Genomic DNA, 19,353 nt, shown 5'->3' with positions numbered 1-19,353 from the left:
GTATCACCTGTATATCTCTCGCATTGTTTTTTCGAGGATTTTTACTTCCTCCATCAGTTGATAAAACTTTGCCGGTTTGAGCGACTGCATCCCGTCCGAAAAAGCCTTTTCAGGTTCCGGATGAACTTCAACCATGACTCCGTCTGCTCCCACGGCCACGGCGGCCCGTGTCAATGGGATAATGTATTTCCAGTGACCGGCTGCGTGAGAAGGATCAACGATAACAGGAAGATGGGTCAACTCTTTCAAAACAGGCACCGCACTGATGTCAAGGGTATTTCGAGTTGCTGTTTCAAATGTACGGATACCCCGCTCGCAAAGTATGACATTGTCATTTCCCGAAGAAATGATGTATTCTGCTGACATCAGGAGTTCTTCGATAGTAGTCATTAATCCCCGCTTCAGCATTACCGGTTTGCCGGCGCCTCCTACCTTTTTGAGGAGAGCAAAGTTCTGTACATTTCGTGCCCCGATCTGCAGGATGTCGGCATATTCTTCTACCAGATCCACATCAGATGTGTTGAGTACCTCGGTGATGACGGGAATATCAACCGCCTCACCGGCCTTTTTTAAAAGCTTCAGGCCCTCTTCTTCCATTCCCTGGAAACTGTACGGAGAGGTTCTTGGCTTGAATGCTCCTCCTCTGAGTATGTCGCCACCTCCCTTTTTGACAATGTAGGCGCTTTCCATCAGCTGTTCTTCGCTTTCGATTGAACAGGGACCGGCCATGACGATAAATTGCGGCCCGCCGATTTCAATGTCTTTTATTCGGATAGTCGTGTTTCCTTCTTTTGCTTCACGGCTTGCCAGTTTATATGGTTTCAGGATTGGCATTGTATTTTCCACACCTGACAGGGATTCAGCTTGTTTTAAATGTGCTTTGTCCCTGTCGTCTCCAACTACACCTATGATTGTCCGTTCAACACCATAGGAGGGATGTGACTTGTAACCTACCGACTCAACCCACTTCATAACATGATCAATCTGTGCCTTCGTTGCATTTCTTTTCATTACGATAATCATTTTTTGTCCTCCTGTTTTTCCTCCAAAAAAAGGCCATGGTAAAATTCGCTACCATGGCCTGAAAACAAAAAAACCATGGTGTAGAATCGTTCGATCTACCCATGGCCTGAATGTCTTTTTAGTTTACTTTAGGACCTCCTGATCAATGGGCAGACCAATGCAAAATAGTAATAATAACTAAACCAGCCGTTAAAATTTGTGTTTGCATTGATTTTTTGTCTGTCCATTATGACCTGAAAAACTCCTCTTAATTATTGGAGTTACTAAAACCATAACTTTATACCGATGTCAAGAAAAAAATAGAATTTCTTGTTTGACTATGAAAGAAGTTAATATTGTTTTGACATAACACTGCAAATAGATTAAGAAAGCTCTTTAGAAACCTGTAAAACACTTCTTTTTAAGTGAAGGTCAGGGTTATATAAAAAAATGGGAGTGATTTGATATGTATAGTGCCAGTGATTTAAAGAAGGGTTTAAAGATTCAAATTGATGGCGAACCTTACAATATTGTTGATTTTTCTTTCCTCAAGCCGGGCAAGGGACAGCCTGTATATAAGTGTAAGCTCCGTAACATGATAAAAGGGACTCAGCTTGATCGAAGCTTTCGCTCGGCGGATACCTTCCAGCCTGCCGATCTGGAGGAGAAAAAGATGCAGTACCTGTACGCCGAGGAGGACAAATATTGCTTTATGGATGTGGAAAATTATGAACAGATTTTTCTGACTACCGAACAGGTGGGGGATGCCAGAAGTTTCCTTATTGATAACCTTGAGGTAGAAACCCTCTTTTTCGGGGGGAAACCGATCGGAATTACCATCCCTAATTTTGTCGATCTTACCGTCGTCAAGGCCGATCCGTGGGTTAAGGGTGATTCAGTATCGGGAAATACCAAACCTGTTGTCCTGGAAACAGATTATCAGCTACAGGCGCCTCCGTTTATCGAGGAAGGAGAAAAAATAAGGGTTGATACGCGTACAGGGGAGTATGTCACCCGTGTTAAAGAATAATTTACTGCAAGCAATGTTTTTTTGTTGATTGGCACGCTACTTCCGTGATATCCCAAATTCAATTAAGATAATCAAGAGATCAAAGGAGAAAGGTTATGAATGTCAGGTCACAGTCATCACAATCGATTAAGCAGTTGGTCGAAGAGCAGTTTCGAAAGTGGGAAATGAGGAAAAAAGAAGAGAGTAAAAAGAAAATACCTTCCCCTGTGATAACAGTTTCAAGAGAACCCGGAAGTAATGGTCATCTGATAGCCATGGAACTTGCCAGGCAACTGGACCTTGATCTGTTTGACGTCAATATCATTAATGAAGTGGCAAAAAGCGCCAAAATGAGTGAAAGAGTGGTCAGGACTCTTGACGAAAAAGGGCGTTCCCTTCTGGACGAGCTTGTAAATACACTGGAAAAAGAACGACATCTGTGGGATCATCAGTATCTGAATCATCTCACCAAGGTTTTAGGTACCATAGGAAAACATGGCCGCGCAGTTATATTGGGCAGAGGGGCGAATTTCATCCTGCCGTCTGATACAACCCTCAAAGTCAGAATTATCGCTCCGGATAAGGTTAAGATTAAGAATATAGCAAGTGAATTAGGTATTTCTAAAACAGAAGCGAAGCTGCGCATAATGAATGTGAAATCTGAACGAAAGGCCTTCATGAAAAAATACTTCAACGTTAATGTGGCGGATCCGATGCATTACGATCTTGTGCTAAATACCGCAAATTTGAGTGTCGATGCTGCTGTGGATGTTATAAAAACAGCATTGCACTTGAAAATGTCTGCCAAGTAGCCTTGAACATGACCTGTCCATGAATGATTAAATCCGTCATTGGTGAAAAGGGTGAATGAAAAAAAGTATATGGGAGAAAAATACGATGTGGTTGTTGGTATTCCATCTTATAATGAAGCCAGGACCATTGGCCATGTGGTCAAGGTAGCGGGTCAGGGCCTTTCTAAATACTTTCCTGACGCAAGAAGCATCATTGTCAACTGTGACAATAATAGTCCAGACGATACCAAAGGAGCGTTTCTTTCTGCTGAAACCACTGTCCCCAAAAAATACATTTCCACAGCCGAGGGAGTAAAGGGAAAGGGAAACAATTTCTGGAACCTCTTCAATTTTTGCAAAGAGGTGGATGCCAAGGTTATAATCGTTGTTGATGCAGACCTCCGTTCAATCAAGCCGGAATGGATCAAGCATCTTGGGTGTCCCATCCAGGACGGGTACGATTTTGTCACTCCTCTCTATTCGAGACACCAGTTCGATGGGACTATTACAAATCACCTCTGTTATCCGCTTGTCTTTTCCCTGACCGGGTTCGATATACGACAGCCGATAGGGGGGGAATTTGCCTTTTCACCAGAGCTCTGTTCCTACTGGCTGAAGCAGCCGTGGAATGATATGACTCGTCAATACGGCATTGACATCTTTATGACTCTCAATTCCCTGTTTGGCGGCTTCAAGGTTTGCCAGGCCGGCCTCGGTGCCAAGATCCACAATGCCAGTGCTGCTAAGCTTGGTCAGATGTTTGAAGAGGTAGTCTATACCCTCTACTCAATCATAGCTGCAAATCGGCCGAAATGGATGGAGACCTGGTTACAGCCGGGACAGAAGACCCTGTGGCAGACCGAGCCCCGTGAGGTTAAGTGCTATGGCCCGAAGAAGATGGAGGAGCCCCAATCACTTGAAATAGACATTAGGGAACTTAAGAAAGATTGTCGGGTTGAATATGAGAGATATCACGACCTCGTTAGATGGTACCTGAGCCCTTACGGTTACCAGAAACTTCATAACATGTTCTTGATGGATAATTACGATGTAGACATTATGTTCTGGTCTCAGATCGTCTATAATCTTCTTTACCTTTTCGATAAAGGTACTGAAGAGACAAAAAAAGAGATTATAAATGTACTCAAGCCCCTTTATTTTGCTCGAAGCATCACATTTGACTATCAGACCTGGCGCTGTAGCATCGCCTATGCCGAAAAAAACATAAAAAGTGATGCCATGGCCTTTTTATCCCAGAAACCCTATCTGCTCGGTCTCTACCTGATGAAGGGAGACATCTATTCCAACCATTTAAACAAGAAGCCAAAATGAACACGCTCTGGATACTTGAATCAACCGACAATCCAAAATTTCCTTACCTACTGACCATTAGGCAGGATGGAAGGACGCTTCTTCGTCTGCGTGTGCAGGAACGATGGCCCGGGCAGAAGGGGCATGTGTTCTGCATACGTGAAGAGGATGAAGGATTACACCGGATTATTGAAGAAGTTCAGCGTGTGCCAGTCGTTTCACTAAAGCGATACGGAAAACGCCTCGCTGTTGTCCTCGACAGACCGAAGAACAAGCGTTGCGATTTTCTTTTCCTCACTAAAAAATACAAATCCAAAGAGGGCGAATACGAACAGATATTCTGGCGAACCGAACGTGGATTAAAGGAACGAAAACCCAGGGTCAAACTCTCGACTTACACGAAGAGTGAACTCACAATTACAATCGACTCCGCTGAACGTTACCCTTGGCGATTTCCAAATGACACCATAACGAGAGAACAGCTTCCCGTCGGCGATTACGCATTAAAAGAAGGCAACAGAATCACCGCAGTGGTGGAGCGAAAGACACTTGATAATATCGTTGCCGAATTCGGCAGGATGAGTATCTTCCACCAGCAGTTGAGTGAGCTTGAGGCATACCGGAATTCGGCACTTGTCATCGAGGCCAATTATTCCGACTTTTTAAATCCAGGCAAGATGAAATTTTATCCACCCGCTTTTTCAGCAAAAGCAATCGCTGAACTGCATACATTTCACCCAAATTTACCAATTGTCTTTACCGGCAACCGCAAACTTGGCCAGGAATGGACACATCAATTCTTTTCCGCAATTACAGCCCACGAAGAAGACACGCCGCATCGTAAAGTCTCCGAAGTCATAGCCCGTTACGGAAAAACGCCCGAAACAAGCGGCGGCAGTTACTACGAGATAAGAGAAAACATAGAAACCGAATTTCCACAAGAATTCACCATTGCAATGATGCGAGAAACCTTCCCCGATGTTCCGAAATCGACGTTACAACGTGTATTGCGGGATCTTAAAAAAGAAGGAACCGTACAACCCCACGGCAGAGGAAAAAAGAGCTACTGGTCGAAAACCCTGATTGATGCTGATTAAAGGGAGATTAAGCTTGATAGTCTCGTAAAAAGTCCTTTTTTGTCACCCTGAATTTATTTCAGGGTCTCTAACTTGCTGAAATAATTAGATGCTGAAACAAGTTCAGACCTTTGCAAAACTACAATTTTAGTCATTGCGAGGCACAAAGTGCCGTGGCAATCTTGTGAATTGTCGATATGTTATGAGATGATTAATGGGGACAGATTTATTATATCCCTTCCTGAAACGTATCAGTTCAAAGGACGTTCCCGGCAACCGGCGAAAGACCCCTTTAACGCATGTCTAAACTATTGTTACGGCATCCTGTATTCTCTTGTTGAAAAGGCGTGTATTTTCTCTGGCCTTGATCCTGACATACAGAATTAGTTTGACAAACAGATAAAGTAGGAATATGCTTCTATGTAAAGAATACTTGAAAGGGCAGGTTAATTTAGAAATGTATGCTAGAGTATCAAGCAAGGGGCAGGTTACCATTCCGAAAAACATACGTAAAAAATTGAACATAGAAAAAGAGAGTGGTGTCCTTTTTCTGATCGAGGATGATGAGATAAAACTCAGGGGAGTTCCGGGCTCTCCGTCGGACCACCTGGCGGGATCCCTGAAAAAGTATGCCAGGGAATATGTCCCTCTAAAAAAGGTAAGGAAAGCGGTTCAGGGAAGGATTGCCGATGAAATCGCCGGCGAAGACCTATCTCGCTGATACGAATGTAGTCCTCAGGTATCTGCTGGGGGATCACCCGGAATTCAGTCCCCGTGCCGACGCCTTCTTTCAAGATGTATATAAAGGCGTAAAAAAGGCAGAGATACTTGATGTAGTTATCGTGGAATGCGTGTATGTCATGGAAAAATATTACGGGATTCCGAAGGCCGAGATCGCGGCCAAGTTAAGCGGGATTTTAAATTTCCAGGGTATTGTGAACACGGCTAAATCACAAGTCCTCAGTGCCCTCCTGAAATATGAAGCTACAAATGCAGATATAGTCGACTGTATCCTCGCCGCAGCATCTACCGAATCAAGGGCAGTTGTTTCTTTTGACAGTGATATGAAAAAACTGAAAGCGGTTACTGAATCCCTGTGAACTGAACAGCGAGCGAATTCCCCAACGTCCCCGAAGCGACTTTCCGGAGAGTACTGAGAGATCTGAAAAAAGCGGGCATCATACAATCCCACGGCAGAGGAAAAAAGAGCTACTGGACAAAGACACAGTAGTGTTTATAAAAATGTCCTTAAATGACAGAAATGGGTATTTTTTCTATAAATATTATTGCATAAAAATGTAATTTTGTGATATTCTTCTAAAAATGTGAAGATAATATATCCTTAACCCTTATTTAAGAGGGAAACATGAAAGAATTGCACTAAGACCCCGCCTCTTATCGAAGAAAGACGGGGTCTTGTTTTTTTAGCAGGTTGCGCCTATGCAGGTTGTTGTCAATACACCGGGTACCTTCATCACGCAAAAAGATGAATGCTTTCGACTAAAACAGAAAGAAAAGGTATTCGACATCTCTCCTTTGAAAGTGGAAAGCGTTGTCATTTCCAATCAGGCTATGATTTCCACGCAAGCAGTAGTCCTCGCCCTGGAACATAACATAGATGTAATATTCATGGATTCTTACGGTAACCCCATCGGAAGAATATGGTTTTCCAAGATGGGGAGTACTGCCCTGATTCGCAGAAGACAGCTTGAGGCGATGGATAGTCCACTGGGGTTACAACTTGTCATTGATATGGTGACCCAAAAACTGGACAATCAGGCTCGTTTTCTGAAGAAATTGATGCACGCGCGCCCTGGCAAGGAAGATCATTTTACAACATCGATACAGACCATTGAACAGGCCAAAACTAAACTTTCCTCTGACAATACGGATTTGGGGATCGTTCGCGGCCGAATTATGGGACTCGAAGGAACCGCGGGAAGGAGTTACTTTCAATGCATGTCCGCTTTACTTCCTGAAAAGTATCAGTTCAAAGGACGTTCCCGCATGCCGGCGAAAGACCCCTTTAACGCATGTCTAAACTATTGTTATGGCATCCTGTATTCTCTTGTTGAAAAAGCGTGTATTTTATCCGGCCTTGATCCCTATGTCGGTTTTCTCCATACGGACAATTACAACAAGAAATCTCTTGTCTTTGACCTCATTGAACCTTTTCGTATATATGGTGAGCAAACAGCGGCTTATCTCTTTACAGGTAAAAAGATGAGAGATGAGTTTTTTGACTTCAGCGATCAAGCGGTATCTCTGAATCAGAAGGGTAAACCTGTTGTGGTTGAGGCGATGAACAGGCATCTTGATGAATCGATACGGTACCGCCGCAGGAATGTGAAGCGGCGCCACATAATTCAGCACGAAGCCCACCGCATGGCCAATATTCTTCTTGCCGAAACTGGAGAGAAGAGGCCTGACTGGCTGGAGATAAAGGAATTTTAGAAAACGCAAACCAAATTCCTTTTTGCCTGCATCTTCCCTCTCCTGCTGGACAGGTTGTTCTATCATTGCTTCCCTCCCTTGGTGGGAGGGATTGAGGGAGGGGGATAAAAAGGAAAAACAACAATTCCCCCTTTTCTAAAGGGGGATAAAGGGGGATTTATAGTGTCCGTCCTCATTTGGATCATCTACGATATCTCAGACGACAGAACCCGCAACAAAGTCGCCAAAGAATGTAAAAAATACGGCCTCATCCGGGTCCAGAAAAGCGTATTTCTTGGCAAACTCAAGGCAAACCGCTTTGATGAACTGGCGGAGAAGTGCCTTGACCTCATAAATGATGATGTAGACAGCTTATACCTGTTTCCATTTTGCCAGGAGGATTTCAGACAGATCAAGGTCATGGGGCAGGGGTTTGACAGAAAACTGGTAAATGATGAGGTACTGGCACAATTCTTTTAAGAAATCTGTTGGCTTTGACCTCATCTGTCAAATAGGAGCGATAAAGATACAGAATCCATTTAAAACAGATTACATATAGTACCATATGCATATGGTACTATATGTAATTTCGAAGGTTTTCCTCTTTTTTAAAGAGAGTTAGAAGCAATACTGTTCACTTAAACAATTTATCCCCCCTTTTCTAAAGGGGGGCCAGGGGGGGATTTTATACAATGCAAATCAAACGGGCGGCCTTGGAAGTTTTGAAAAATATAAATGAATTCATTTATAAATTCCGGCAAAAATGTTTGTTCTGAAAACAACCCCCTTCAGCGGCCGTAATGGAAACATGAATATGCACTCCCAATATCCGAAAATCATAACAGAAATAACAGAAAGAGCGCAACGCGACGAATTAAGGCACTTTGATTTGTCCTCTTTTATGTCCGATATCAATCTCTATGATGTATACCAGAAAATCGACAGAACCATGAAATTCTTCTCGGTATATGTTCTTGAGGAGCTTCTTGAAGATGATTTCTGGGAAGACAGTCGTTACATGGATAAAGAGGACGTAAATCTTTGTTCTCTGGTAGAAGCGGAAGCCAGAAAATATTGGGGGGGCAGATCAAGGGAACATCTGAAACTTATTGGTGAACAGGTAGAGTTATTAAAAAACGACCCGGAATATAAGAAGATGAATAATTCCGATCTCAGAGACAGGGTTATTGAGGACTTAAATCAACAAGTTTACCCCGAAGCGATTGAGCGGGTAAAGGAAGAATATCAGTTTATGTATGAAGATGAATGGGAAAAATACTGGAAAAAGGAAGATCCGTTTAAGCCGAGGAAGGAATTCCGCTACAACCGCAAATATGAAATGCCGCCCCCTTTCAATAACTGGGACAGACGAAACCCGTGGCAACAATATTATTTCGCCAAAGATAAAGATGACATTTTCTATTATACACAAGGGGGAGTCGGCGGCAGTTACCAGCGGTATAATCATGGATTTTACGGCCACTTGTTCGCTCTTTTAAACAGAGAAAATCCTGTCTCAACATATTTTTTCATCTATGACAGCCAAAACAATTTTATCTTTCAACGAAAAGAAGAAAGTCTGTGGCTCAACTTTATGGATCTGACCGGAAATTTTAAGATAGATTTGGATGAAAGCCGGGAAATACTTAAGGATGTGAATGAGATAGAGATGAAAAGGCGCTGGCATGAGAGATAAAAAGCTGATGAACGATGAAATTTTGGCAATTTTTGATAACGTTCAAAAGTGTTAGCAGTCGGAAGGTTATGACAGAAGATGAGTTTGAAATCTTGAGGTCACAAACTGTGACCTTAAGATGGGAAGGACGCCAGCCTGCAGGATTTTGAACTGGCAATCAATATCACAAAAGTTCAGAGGGTTTGAAAATAAAAAGCAGAGCAAAAACCCCAGGAAGAGGCTGGAGATAAGGATGGGAATAGCGGTTTGAAAAGAGATGCACAAGTGAAACCAATGAAGATCGAAAAAACGGAATTATGGATTACTTGTAAAAAACCATTGGAATTTCCAGATGGGAAGGCTTTGAGGGGATTCTTTGGAAATTTGTACCGGAACCGACCTGAATTTCATCATCATAATAGTGGAGACAACTTAATTTACAGTCATCCTTTGATTCAATATAAAATAGTTGAGAAATCTGCGCTAATAGTGGGATTAAAAGAAGGTTCCTATTTGTTGAAAGCTGTTCCCAAACTTGACCACATCGAACTCCACCACCAAAACTACGCTATCTTAGAGCAAAAATTGCACCCCAGCACTGTTTCCTGTGGTCTGACGTCGGAACCTGTCCATTATCGGTTTGCAACTCCCTGGGTCGGCCTAAACGAAAGAAATCATGTAGAATATATGCGAATTAAACATAGAAAAGAGCTGGTTAGCAATCTTTTGCGGAGGATTCTGGTCGGCAACATTCTTTCTATGTGTAAATCATTAAGATATGTGGTGGAAAACAAGATTGAAGCCGTTCTTGATTTAGAAGAATGCGCAAAGGTGGAAATAAAACGAGACGTGGAACTGGTAGCCTTTACTGGCGAATTTAAAGTAAATTTTAACATCCCGGATTTTTGGGGAATTGGGAAATCTTCCGCACGGGGCTATGGAACCGTCATTAGGGGGTAAACGCGATGGAGCAGCAAAATAGGGATATTGAATTAACTTTCAAAAAATCAGGACACTTCTGGTTGGATTCGGGTTTGATTGGTCTTGTAAAGATGCTTGAGGAAGTTAAAACTGATATTCAAATTAGCGTAAGTGACGATAAACTTGTATTAAGGGGTCCAAGAGATAATCTGCAATCGTCTATAAAAAAGGCCTATAGTATTTTAGTATCCAATTACTATAACCTATCGACCAAAAAACAGGAAACTGACACCTCTTCATATAATTTTTATTATGACACAGTACAAGATAAGTTTATTCCCTTTCCAAAGAAAAAAGCAGTGGGTATTGCCTCTGTTGTTTATAACAAAGCACCTCGTCCCTCCGTAAGTATTTTGAAATGGAAAGAGAAAGACTGGAAAAAGCAAAAGAAGGAAATAAGTGTTAACGGCAAAAAAATACAACGAACGCGTCCCCATCTTCCCGATACTCATAGGACTCTTCAAGAAAGAATGGATGACTTTTTGGATAAGCGTGGATTAGACATTACTACTTCTGGATTATTGATAGATGGGCCTAATCAAATTCGGCCAAAAGTAACGATTAAAATTGGTGCTGGCGCTTCGAAAGGAAATTGCTATCTCTGTGGGGAACCATCAAATTTATTAGAAGACATCAAAGAAACAGTTTTCCCTCTCATAACCGGTTCAAGCGGGGTACTTTCCTTCAATTCACTGGGAGGCAAACCGGAAAAAGTATGCTGGAAGTGTTCCCTTCTGGGTAAGTTTGTTCCCGTAAATGGATTTTATCTCTCTCAGGGAGAAAATCTGTTTGCTTTCTTGCCTTATTCGACGTCTTTAGAAAAAATGGTGGATGTGTTTGTGCCTTTGCATGAAGCAGAATACAGAGATCCAAATTTGTTTAGGAACTTTGATCACCCATTGGGTGGTTACTTCCAGCGGTCTTTTGAGGTAACATTCGCCTTTCTCTATACTTTATATCGGAAAATACTCTTGCACCAGAGATCTGAACAGGATGATGAAAATACCGTATTAGACTGGGAGGAAATGCTTCATCTAACGACTTCAAAAGCGCCATTGGATTTTTTTGTTCTACACATGGAATCGAAAGGACAGACAACCATGGGCAAAATGGCCTGGCCTTTTAGAGATTCGGTCTACTTTTTTAGATTGATGAATGAAGTTGAACAGACTGGTATTGATGTGCGAGAGGTTATGCGGTTGTATGTTGATTTCACTCAAACGAAAAATGAAAATAAAGCATTAACCCGCAATAGAGTATGCGAACGGATTTTGAAAAAACAGACCATTCTTGATCTTACAGAAGCCCATGTATTTCGGGCGGAGTTAACCTATTTTAAACCCTTGTTAGATTTTTTGATCATTTATGAATCTATAGTTCGAAAGGAGGATGATATGACAAAGGAAGAGCAGGAAACTGCCGTGACCTTGGGTAAGCGCGTTGGTATGGCAGTTGGAGGAGAAGGCAAAAAGGGGGATTTGTATGCCTTGAGAAAAACCCGTACAAAGACAGACTTTCTTGAACAGTTGAACCGGCTACAGTTTAAACTCGGTAGCAGTTTTACTGTTCCACCAGGCGTATATGAAGGAAAACTTACTAACGAAAACTTTAAGGAATTCAAGCCATTTTGTATGATTCCAGCACTCAACAGTTTTAATGCTGCACAATTTAAATCACAGAAGGGAGGTCAATCATGAAAAATGCAAAGGCTTTGACTATTACATATCTTACCCCTGTTTCGTTTGCCAGTCTTAATGGTTCCGATAAGGAGGCGGAAAACATTTCCAGTATCAAGAAATTGAGTCGGGGAACTGAACAATTTCCCTATGGCTCTTCTCAATGGGTTCGCAGGGCATTACGTGACCAGTTGAAAAACCTTGGATGGACTTTGTCTGAAGGTGAAGCAGCCAAAATTGCGAAGGGCGCTGCCACAACTGAACAGAAACCCGACAAGTATATAGATGATGACTTGTTCGGATTTATGGGAACTGTAAAAGGCCAAGCCGCCACTACACGGACCTCGCCTGTCAGGGTATCTCCGCTTGTTTCGCTTAACAAATATGAAGGGGATTTGGATTTTGGCACAAACTATATGGGAGTGAAAGCAGGGGGTAATCCCAATATCTTTGAAACGGAGATTCATTCCGGTATTTATCGAGGCACAGTACTTATTGAACTTGACCGTGTCGGCTGTGGTGATGGATTCAAGGATAAGAAAGAAGAACTAAACTCCCGGGAAAGATCCAAACGGGTTAACAGCTTGCTTGATGCCATGAAAAACTTGTGGTCATCCGGCAGGCAGACACGCTTTCTGGCAGACATTTCCCCGAAATTTGTTGCTGCAGCCATACTTACTACAAAAAACCCAATTTTTTTAGAATCAGTGATTCCTGAAAATGGTGGAGTAAATGCCGTCATATTGGAAGAAGTTTTAAAAGATTTTAAGGACGAAATCAAGGCAGTGGTCTTTGGTGCGAGAAAAGATATGTTTTCTGCTTTGCCAGAAAGTACGATTACAATCGGTGAAGCATTTAATACAATGAAAAAATGGGTAAATGAGCATTACAAGTCTTGAGGTGAGCTTATGTATCTTTTTAAATTGAAGGCTTTTGCTGTTACCGCTTCGTTTCGTATACCTGAATCTCATACGTTCCAGCAGACACTTCCCCTACCACCAATAACCACCTTGATCGGCTTGGTGGGTGCTGCTGTTGGACTGCGTTTTGAAGATGCGATGAAATTCAGAGAGGATAATGAATTGTTGCTTGGTATAATCGGTACTAATCAGGGGGAGTTCAAAGATCTCTGGAAGTACCATAAAATTAAGGCAAGTGAGGTAATATCGGATGTGCTCGTAAGAGAGTACTTAACAAACTTCGAAATGTCGTTGTATGTTGGTTCACAAAGGGATGATGTTGTGAGGCATGTAAGGGAGAGTTTTTTGTCCCCATGTTACGCTTTAAGTGCCGGGAATAGTGACGATCTCCTAAAAATACAGCAGGTAGGTGAAGTAAAAAATACTGATGAAGTCCCTCTATTGGAATTCAAAAACACAGTATTAGCTGGTGACTATTCGGCAAATTTTGATTCGGCAATTGACCTGGAAAAGGTGCCGATTACAGAAACTATCAGAGCGCCACAGGTCTATCTTCTTCCGACAGCTTTCAACTTTAATGGTTCAGAGCGTCGCGTAAGTGAGAGAAAGTCTTTTACCTTTGTAGGTTCCCCGATACGATTAAGAGATCCGATACCAGGCTTTCAAATTGAAGAAGAGGCTATTGTTCTAATATGACTGTATTCTATGCCAAACATGATCAAACCTATCGTCAACATCTTGAGGCGGTGTATGCTGCCTGGAAAGAGACAATCACGGCAAAACACCATCTAATTGAAAGATTGGCTAAAAAATACAATTTCTCTGTAGAGCGCTTTTTGCAGGGCACACTTTTAACTGTTGTTTTTCATGATATTGGCAAGATGACAAAGACCTTTCAGAATATGATGAATGCTGTTCGGACTGATAAAAAGTTAGACTGGAAGAAGAATTATCGGCATGAATTGGCATCTTTTCCCTTTGCTGTTGCTGCATGGAAGGAGTTCAACCAATTATCAAATTTGTCACAAGTTCCCATTGAAGCGCTTGCTGTTGTTGGGCACCACAAGCATCTTAATGCGGATCTCACATCATTTGACAGAGAGGGGAGTGCTGCTCTTCCAGATTTTGTGGCTGGTGGATTAAACGAAGCTTATAACTTTGCAAGAGAAGCATTTTTACAAGAAGGTTGGTCCTTGCCGATGTTACCAGATAGGATTGAGAAGCGGAATCCATATTCTTTACTGGCAGGACTTATAGGCTGGGATGGCCGTTTTGGAAAGTTATTATATAGGGAAGATCCCGAGAGGATTCGGACCCTCTATTTTTTGACAAAGGGCATCCTTCATTACGCTGATTGGCATGGGTCTGGAGGGGCAAGTGTTAAGTATTCAATTACAAAATCTGCGGACGCGCTTATTAAAGACTTAGCCGAACATTGTCGGGGGAAAGGCATATCGTTCGATGGGTTGAGGCCATTTCAAGAACAGATGAGTTCACATTCGGGGCACCTTATTGCTATCGCACCAACTGGAAGTGGAAAAACGGAGGCTTCTCTACTTTGGGCACTCAAAAATTCTAATGAAATGGGTGGTGCTAAAATTATATACCTTTTGCCCACTATGGTCACAGCCAACAATATCTGGAATCGACTCTGCCAGTTTTTTGGCCAAGAAAATGTTGGACTAACGCACTCTACAGCAAGCCTGTTTTTAGAAGATAAAAGAGGTGAAGAGGAAGCTGACCTATGGGAGAACCGCCGTAATGTTCTTTTTGCTCAAACATTTATAAGCCCTGTTACGGTGGGAACAGTTGACCAGCTCTTAACCGCTGGTTTCAATACCGGACGATGGGTTCTCAAGGAAATTAACGCTGCCAATGCGGTAATAATAATAGATGAGGTTCATTCTTATGACGGCTGGACTTTAGGTTTGCTTATTTCCTGTATTCGTCATTTTGCAAGTTTGGGAACTCGATTTTTGCTTATGAGCGCAACATTACCTGCTACACTTGTTAACCTTTTGCGATCAGAGTTGAAAGGTGCGGAGGTGATAAGGGAAAATACCCTGTTAAATGCTAAAAGAAGCACTTATCATTTGGAAGATCGCCAGATTGAGGAAGCGACCGAAGAGATTAAAGAAGCGGTCAAGAAAAAACGAAGAGTATTGATTGTGGTTAACACTGTCCAGCTCTGTCAAGAGTTGGCAGAACGATTCTCTGATTTTTCTCCAATCTGCTATCATTCCCGCTTCATTTTCCGAGATCGAAAAAAGAAAGAAAAGGAAATTGAAGATGCTCAATTTGTCATAGCTACCCAAGTGGTGGAAGTTTCACTCGATATTGATTTTGATTTGCTCTTTACAGAATGTGCTCCTCCTGATGCAATTGCTCAAAGGGCGGGAAGAATAAATCGCTATCGTGATCCAGAAAGAAACAGTCGTGTCTTTATTTTTCGGGCATCGGAAAAGAGTGAAAAGATATATAGTCCTATTAATGATCCAGATATTCTTGAGCGTTCTTTTGACGCATTTAATCACGCACCTGATAACATGTCTGAACAGGATTTAATTCAAGTGGTCGATCAAGTTTACAAAGACTTCCAAATTGAAGAAACAGAGCATTATAACAATGCACTGACGCAATACCAGCTTAGTCAGAGGAGCCGAATGGCAATACTTGACAGTCGACTGGGAGAGGATGATCAGGAAATAACCAGACTTCAGAAATATGAAACTATTTCTGTAATTCCAATACTGTTTAAAGAAGACGTTTTAAAATTAAAACCGCAGGGAAGGCGAAGGTATGAGGTAAAGATCCCGCTGTGGTACGCCATGAAACATAAAATTGAAGAAAGAGGGATTTTGTTCTGTGAAATGGACTACAATGATAAAATTGGTGGAGTCTTCAAATCAAACGGAGATTCATTATTGATTTTTTAATATGGAATTTTCTGTGAAGGCACCCCCATGCTCGGCTTCCTCGGCACTTTTTCCGTCAATTTTGAAATCCCCGATTACTGGGGTATCGGCAAGTCGGTGTCACGGGGGTTCGGAACGATTATCAAGAAATGATTTGGTGTTAGATTAAAACAATCGATAAAATGGTTAGATCTTATAAGTTGACTTCTAAGTAAGGTATTCTAATATTTAGCGAACGCAATTAAAGGAGATACGGAATGAGAAAATTAAATGTGACTATCGAAATATGGCAAAAGGGCAACTTGTACTTGGCCAGTGCACCAGAATTGGATTTCATTTCTCAGGGACAAACCTTTGAGGAAGCCAAGAAAAATCTCTTAGAGGTAATTAAAATACAATTTGAAGAGATGACGAAAATGGACACGCTTGAAGATTACCTTGCCGAATGTGGGTTCATTGTAAGCGGCGATACCATAATTCCGCAGAAAGAAATTGTGGGATTCGAAAAATCGGTAGTTATGGTGGCCTAAAAATGACAAGACTTTTACCAACAGATTACAAAACGCTATTGAAAATATTTCAGTTGTATGGGTGCGAATATAAGAGAAAAGCAGGTTCTCATCACATATTGGCTTTTTCCGGCGCCAAGAGAGCAATTGTTATCCCGGAATATGATGAAATAGATATTGATATTATCAAGAACAATATGCGGACGGTGGGGATGACAAGGGAGGAGTATTTTGAACTTCTGAAAGAGGTATAAACCCATAATGAAGAAGCCGCTGGAGACTTAAATCCTCGATCACTGGGGTATCGGCAAATCAGTATCACGGGGATTCGGGACGGTTGTTAAGAACCAGATTGAACCGACTTAAAACAGGCATATCGGTTATTAATACATGATAATAACCGATGAAATGGTTAAACAAGATATGGGGTGGTTTTTCTACTGTTGTATTGGGAAATAAGGCATATACGCCTGCAATGGATATCAGAGGGTTTATGATGGATTCAAATCAGGGTACTGTCGGTGAACAATTGCCGCTATTTGAGGATCAGTATATGCTGTTAAATTGCGGCTCATTAGAACTGAAAAAACTCAACCTCGAAGAGGCAAAAAAGGCTTTTCAGCGTTATAAGGATTTATATAAAGACGGTGACGATATTAATGATAAACTCAAGATCACCGATTTTTTAATCCAGGGTTTTGCGAATGCACCGGGTGCGTGTCCGGATGAACCTGCCTATTTGTACGGGTTATGGAATTCTTTTGAAGACTTTGTAAAATCTATCCGCTTTGAATCTGACAATATCGTTTCGGAAATCAAAAATTCCTTTTTCCAAAAGTTGCTTGCATCTGTTGATCGATGCAATCTGGCCGATGCACCCTACCTTTCCGACAATATTCCTATGGGCTACGTCTATATGCAGACCGGCAAATATGACTTGGCCATCAAATCCCTTCAGTCCTGCATTCTCGCAACACCGGAAAATGCCACGATTTATGGTTATCTTGGAGATGCTTATATGTTACGAGGCCAAGCGGACATTGCCAGGCAGTGTTATCTGGAAGCATGTTTGAATAGCCCCTCGGATATGGATTGGGGCCATGTGAAGGACAAGCAACTCCTGAAATTGAGAGATCAACTCATTGAAACATTCGACATGAATGAATCATTGGCTTCTGAATGGCTTCCAAGTTATGCCTATATTCAGGGTTTGTTCAAGCCCAAAGCTATAAGACTAAACGAGGAACTCAAAAAGTTTGTGGGTGAATATATGGCTTTGCGAAAGGCGTATTTAAAAGAACCGACACCTGATCTTGAACCGAAATTATTTATCAGGGCCATCATTCTTTGTGATAATGAGACTTTTATGAAACTTATCAAAGGGATCGATTTCATAGATGTTCGCAGGCAGATGAAGGATATGAATTCCTCATTATTTTCCAGATATATGAAGTACATTGAAAGCAGGAATCAACACAAAGGATAAGCTTACATGGCTAACAATGGACCTATAGAAAATATGGATATTGCGGACATTGGCAATAGTGGGATTGAGTCTTCGATAACCGCGTCTGACATCCTTGAATATCTCTTTTGTCCAAGATTTATTTATTTTGAAAATTATCTCGACATTCCACAACATGAGGAAAAACGTTTCAAGGTTCAAAAGGGGCGGTCTATTCATGAGGATAAACAGAAGATAAATCTGGATTACTTGAGAAAGAAAATAGGGTGTGCTGACCGGAAACGTTCGGTTTACCTGTCATCTGATCGAGGTATCAGGGGTATTGTCGATGAAATTCTGTTTCTTGATGATGGAACTGCAGCACCTCTTGATTACAAATATGCTGAATACAAAGCTCGAACCTTCAGGAATCATAAATATCAGTTGACGTTTTATGGTCGGTTAATCCGGGAATATTACGACGTGCCTGTAAACAAGGGGTTCATTATATATACGCGAAGCCGGAACAAATTGATCGAGGTAACTATTACGGAAAAGATGTATAGCGAGCTGGATGCTATAATTAGTGATCTTCGTAGTGTAATCCAGAGAGGTATTTACCCAAAACCGACGAGCTATAAGGCACGGTGCGGCGATTGCTGTTACGGAAATATTTGTGAAAAGGTGATTTAGCGCGAAAAACAGAAGGATACATGGGGTTTAACTGTACTTTGGTGGGTGGAAAAATGGGGATTTTAAGGTGTGTAAGAGTGATGAATGTCTGGATAAGTGTTTATGAAAAAATCTACAACTGCTTCTTTTCAATGATGATTCAGGGAATCCACTATTGAAGAGGAGATTCCATTAAAACAAGGATTGAAACGTGGAAACCGTGCTGGGTAAAGTGCTTCCGGCCGGATTGAAGAGGAGATTCCATTAAAACAAGGATTGAAACTATAATTGTATGAATGGATATGAACTTTGAATTATGATTGAAGAGGAGATTCCATTAAAACAAGGATTGAAACAAGAGTGAAGGCGTAACAGAAGCCGAAGTTCAGGCATTGAAGAGGAGATTCCATTAAAACAAGGATTGAAACCCTTTATGATCTTAATAAAGGTCTTTGATCGCCAGCATTGAAGAGGAGATTCCATTAAAACAAGGATTGAAACAAAAATATCCCTCGTAGCTTACGAAACACGGGTAAATTGAAGAGGAGATTCCATTAAAACAAGGATTGAAACAACAGATGACTTAGATCGTAATCAAGTGTTAGCGGATTGAAGAGGAGATTCCATTAAAACAAGGATTGAAACCATGAAAAACTCCCTAAAACTATACCACGTATAGGCATTGAAGAGGAGATTCCATTAAAACAAGGATTGAAACTAACCGAGTATCTAACCTTATAACACAAGGAGACAATTGAAGAGGAGATTCCATTAAAACAAGGATTGAAACTCAAACATATATCACTAACATTCAGCAAGTCATATATTGAAGAGGAGATTCCATTAAAACAAGGATTGAAACACAGATAACGCTACAGGTCAGCGGGGAATTAATATGATTGAAGAGGAGATTCCATTAAAACAAGGATTGAAACCCGG

20 protein-coding genes and 1 CRISPR repeat array are annotated in these 19,353 nt (G+C 41.5%); of the genes, 19 read left to right on the top strand and 1 reads right to left on the bottom strand.

The genetic code is table 11. The features are described 5' to 3' along the window. Positions 1-3: 3 nt before the first annotated feature. The gene (gene aroF, locus Q7J27_01025; GenBank protein ID MDO9527723.1) at positions 4-1,023 is read right to left on the bottom strand and encodes a 3-deoxy-7-phosphoheptulonate synthase; all 1,020 of its coding nucleotides are present in this window, start codon (positions 1,021-1,023) and stop codon (positions 4-6) included. 445 nt (positions 1,024-1,468) lie between these two features. Between aroF and efp the strand changes: the two genes are divergently transcribed. From efp to cas4, 19 genes are all read left to right on the top strand, one after another. Beyond that, positions 1,469-2,032, top strand: a complete 564-nt coding sequence (gene efp, locus Q7J27_01020) for an elongation factor P (protein MDO9527722.1) — start codon at positions 1,469-1,471, stop codon at positions 2,030-2,032. Between the two features lie 95 nt (positions 2,033-2,127). Further along, positions 2,128-2,823, top strand: coding sequence for a cytidylate kinase-like family protein (locus Q7J27_01015; GenBank protein ID MDO9527721.1), 696 nt, complete (start codon positions 2,128-2,130; stop codon positions 2,821-2,823). A 51-nt stretch (positions 2,824-2,874) separates the two neighbouring features. Then, positions 2,875-4,134: a glycosyltransferase gene (locus Q7J27_01010; protein ID MDO9527720.1), complete on the top strand. Its 1,260-nt coding sequence runs from the start codon at positions 2,875-2,877 to the stop codon at positions 4,132-4,134. Then, entirely contained in the window at positions 4,131-5,210 is a 1,080-nt protein-coding gene (locus tag Q7J27_01005) for an ERCC4 domain-containing protein (protein MDO9527719.1), read from the top strand. The genes Q7J27_01010 and Q7J27_01005 overlap by 4 nt, the downstream gene beginning before the upstream one ends. 436 nt (positions 5,211-5,646) lie before the next feature. Beyond that, positions 5,647-5,910 carry an AbrB/MazE/SpoVT family DNA-binding domain-containing protein gene (locus tag Q7J27_01000; GenBank protein ID MDO9527718.1) on the top strand — a complete coding sequence of 88 codons (264 nt, stop codon included), beginning with the start codon at positions 5,647-5,649 and terminating at the stop codon, positions 5,908-5,910. Next, entirely contained in the window at positions 5,879-6,289 is a 411-nt protein-coding gene (locus Q7J27_00995; GenBank protein ID MDO9527717.1) for a PIN domain-containing protein, read from the top strand. Before Q7J27_01000 ends, Q7J27_00995 begins: the two co-directional genes overlap by 32 nt. Positions 6,290-6,629: 340 nt before the next feature. Further along, positions 6,630-7,643: a CRISPR-associated endonuclease Cas1 gene (gene cas1, locus Q7J27_00990; protein MDO9527716.1), complete on the top strand. Its 1,014-nt coding sequence runs from the start codon at positions 6,630-6,632 to the stop codon at positions 7,641-7,643. Positions 7,644-7,805: 162 nt separating this feature from the next. Continuing rightward, positions 7,806-8,102 carry a CRISPR-associated endonuclease Cas2 gene (gene cas2, locus Q7J27_00985; GenBank protein ID MDO9527715.1) on the top strand — a complete coding sequence of 99 codons (297 nt, stop codon included), beginning with the start codon at positions 7,806-7,808 and terminating at the stop codon, positions 8,100-8,102. Between the two features lie 283 nt (positions 8,103-8,385). Beyond that, positions 8,386-9,318 carry a hypothetical protein gene (locus Q7J27_00980; GenBank protein ID MDO9527714.1) on the top strand — a complete coding sequence of 311 codons (933 nt, stop codon included), beginning with the start codon at positions 8,386-8,388 and terminating at the stop codon, positions 9,316-9,318. 273 nt (positions 9,319-9,591) lie between these two features. Next, complete coding sequence (locus Q7J27_00975; protein ID MDO9527713.1) at positions 9,592-10,257, top strand: CRISPR-associated endonuclease Cas6; 666 nt, start codon at positions 9,592-9,594, stop codon at positions 10,255-10,257. A gap of 5 nt (positions 10,258-10,262) precedes the next feature. Further along, complete coding sequence (locus tag Q7J27_00970; GenBank protein ID MDO9527712.1) at positions 10,263-11,975, top strand: hypothetical protein; 1,713 nt, start codon at positions 10,263-10,265, stop codon at positions 11,973-11,975. After that, entirely contained in the window at positions 11,972-12,853 is an 882-nt protein-coding gene (gene cas7i, locus Q7J27_00965; GenBank protein MDO9527711.1) for a type I-B CRISPR-associated protein Cas7/Cst2/DevR, read from the top strand. Before Q7J27_00970 ends, cas7i begins: the two co-directional genes overlap by 4 nt. Before the next feature lie 9 nt (positions 12,854-12,862). After that, on the top strand, positions 12,863-13,570 hold the full coding sequence (cas5, locus tag Q7J27_00960; protein MDO9527710.1) for a CRISPR-associated protein Cas5: 708 nt from the start codon (positions 12,863-12,865) through the stop codon (positions 13,568-13,570). Continuing rightward, the gene (cas3, locus tag Q7J27_00955) at positions 13,567-15,810 is read left to right on the top strand and encodes a CRISPR-associated helicase Cas3' (GenBank protein MDO9527709.1); all 2,244 of its coding nucleotides are present in this window, start codon (positions 13,567-13,569) and stop codon (positions 15,808-15,810) included. Before cas5 ends, cas3 begins: the two co-directional genes overlap by 4 nt. Positions 15,811-15,837: 27 nt before the next feature. Then, the gene (locus Q7J27_00950; GenBank protein MDO9527708.1) at positions 15,838-15,942 is read left to right on the top strand and encodes a CRISPR-associated endonuclease Cas6; all 105 of its coding nucleotides are present in this window, start codon (positions 15,838-15,840) and stop codon (positions 15,940-15,942) included. 104 nt (positions 15,943-16,046) lie between these two features. Continuing rightward, positions 16,047-16,319: a hypothetical protein gene (locus Q7J27_00945; protein ID MDO9527707.1), complete on the top strand. Its 273-nt coding sequence runs from the start codon at positions 16,047-16,049 to the stop codon at positions 16,317-16,319. Between the two features lie 2 nt (positions 16,320-16,321). After that, positions 16,322-16,552: a type II toxin-antitoxin system HicA family toxin gene (locus Q7J27_00940; GenBank protein ID MDO9527706.1), complete on the top strand. Its 231-nt coding sequence runs from the start codon at positions 16,322-16,324 to the stop codon at positions 16,550-16,552. A 149-nt stretch (positions 16,553-16,701) separates the two neighbouring features. After that, complete coding sequence (locus Q7J27_00935) at positions 16,702-17,784, top strand: tetratricopeptide repeat protein (protein ID MDO9527705.1); 1,083 nt, start codon at positions 16,702-16,704, stop codon at positions 17,782-17,784. A gap of 6 nt (positions 17,785-17,790) precedes the next feature. Further along, positions 17,791-18,435: a CRISPR-associated protein Cas4 gene (cas4, locus tag Q7J27_00930; protein MDO9527704.1), complete on the top strand. Its 645-nt coding sequence runs from the start codon at positions 17,791-17,793 to the stop codon at positions 18,433-18,435. A gap of 153 nt (positions 18,436-18,588) precedes the next feature. Continuing rightward, positions 18,589-19,349: direct repeats of the CRISPR family, unit length 37 nt; unit sequence ATTGAAGAGGAGATTCCATTAAAACAAGGATTGAAAC. Positions 19,350-19,353 lie beyond the last annotated feature (4 nt).

It is taken from the genome of Syntrophales bacterium (assembly GCA_030655775.1).
In the GTDB taxonomy this organism is placed as follows: Bacteria; Desulfobacterota; Syntrophia; order Syntrophales; family JADFWA01; genus JAUSPI01.
Note: the sequence above shows the minus strand (reverse complement) of the source record. Positions and strands in the feature narration are given on the sequence as shown.

What these genes read in the sequence shown, in the direction of transcription:
- aroF (MDO9527723.1), bottom strand. Translation starts at nt 1,023, where the DNA reads ATGATTATCGTAATGAAAAGAAATGCAACGAAGGCACAGATTGATCAT.
- efp (MDO9527722.1), top strand. Translation starts at nt 1,469, where the DNA reads ATGTATAGTGCCAGTGATTTAAAGAAGGGTTTAAAGATTCAAATTGAT.
- Q7J27_01015 (MDO9527721.1), top strand. Translation starts at nt 2,128, where the DNA reads ATGAATGTCAGGTCACAGTCATCACAATCGATTAAGCAGTTGGTCGAA.
- Q7J27_01005 (MDO9527719.1), top strand. Translation starts at nt 4,131, where the DNA reads ATGAACACGCTCTGGATACTTGAATCAACCGACAATCCAAAATTTCCT.
- Q7J27_01000 (MDO9527718.1), top strand. Translation starts at nt 5,647, where the DNA reads ATGTATGCTAGAGTATCAAGCAAGGGGCAGGTTACCATTCCGAAAAAC.
- Q7J27_00995 (MDO9527717.1), top strand. Translation starts at nt 5,879, where the DNA reads ATGAAATCGCCGGCGAAGACCTATCTCGCTGATACGAATGTAGTCCTC.
- cas1 (MDO9527716.1), top strand. Translation starts at nt 6,630, where the DNA reads ATGCAGGTTGTTGTCAATACACCGGGTACCTTCATCACGCAAAAAGAT.
- Q7J27_00980 (MDO9527714.1), top strand. Translation starts at nt 8,386, where the DNA reads ATGTTTGTTCTGAAAACAACCCCCTTCAGCGGCCGTAATGGAAACATG.
- Q7J27_00975 (MDO9527713.1), top strand. Translation starts at nt 9,592, where the DNA reads ATGAAGATCGAAAAAACGGAATTATGGATTACTTGTAAAAAACCATTG.
- Q7J27_00970 (MDO9527712.1), top strand. Translation starts at nt 10,263, where the DNA reads ATGGAGCAGCAAAATAGGGATATTGAATTAACTTTCAAAAAATCAGGA.
- cas7i (MDO9527711.1), top strand. Translation starts at nt 11,972, where the DNA reads ATGAAAAATGCAAAGGCTTTGACTATTACATATCTTACCCCTGTTTCG.
- cas5 (MDO9527710.1), top strand. Translation starts at nt 12,863, where the DNA reads ATGTATCTTTTTAAATTGAAGGCTTTTGCTGTTACCGCTTCGTTTCGT.
- cas3 (MDO9527709.1), top strand. Translation starts at nt 13,567, where the DNA reads ATGACTGTATTCTATGCCAAACATGATCAAACCTATCGTCAACATCTT.
- Q7J27_00950 (MDO9527708.1), top strand. Translation starts at nt 15,838, where the DNA reads ATGCTCGGCTTCCTCGGCACTTTTTCCGTCAATTTTGAAATCCCCGAT.
- Q7J27_00945 (MDO9527707.1), top strand. Translation starts at nt 16,047, where the DNA reads ATGAGAAAATTAAATGTGACTATCGAAATATGGCAAAAGGGCAACTTG.
- Q7J27_00940 (MDO9527706.1), top strand. Translation starts at nt 16,322, where the DNA reads ATGACAAGACTTTTACCAACAGATTACAAAACGCTATTGAAAATATTT.
- Q7J27_00935 (MDO9527705.1), top strand. Translation starts at nt 16,702, where the DNA reads ATGAAATGGTTAAACAAGATATGGGGTGGTTTTTCTACTGTTGTATTG.
- cas4 (MDO9527704.1), top strand. Translation starts at nt 17,791, where the DNA reads ATGGCTAACAATGGACCTATAGAAAATATGGATATTGCGGACATTGGC.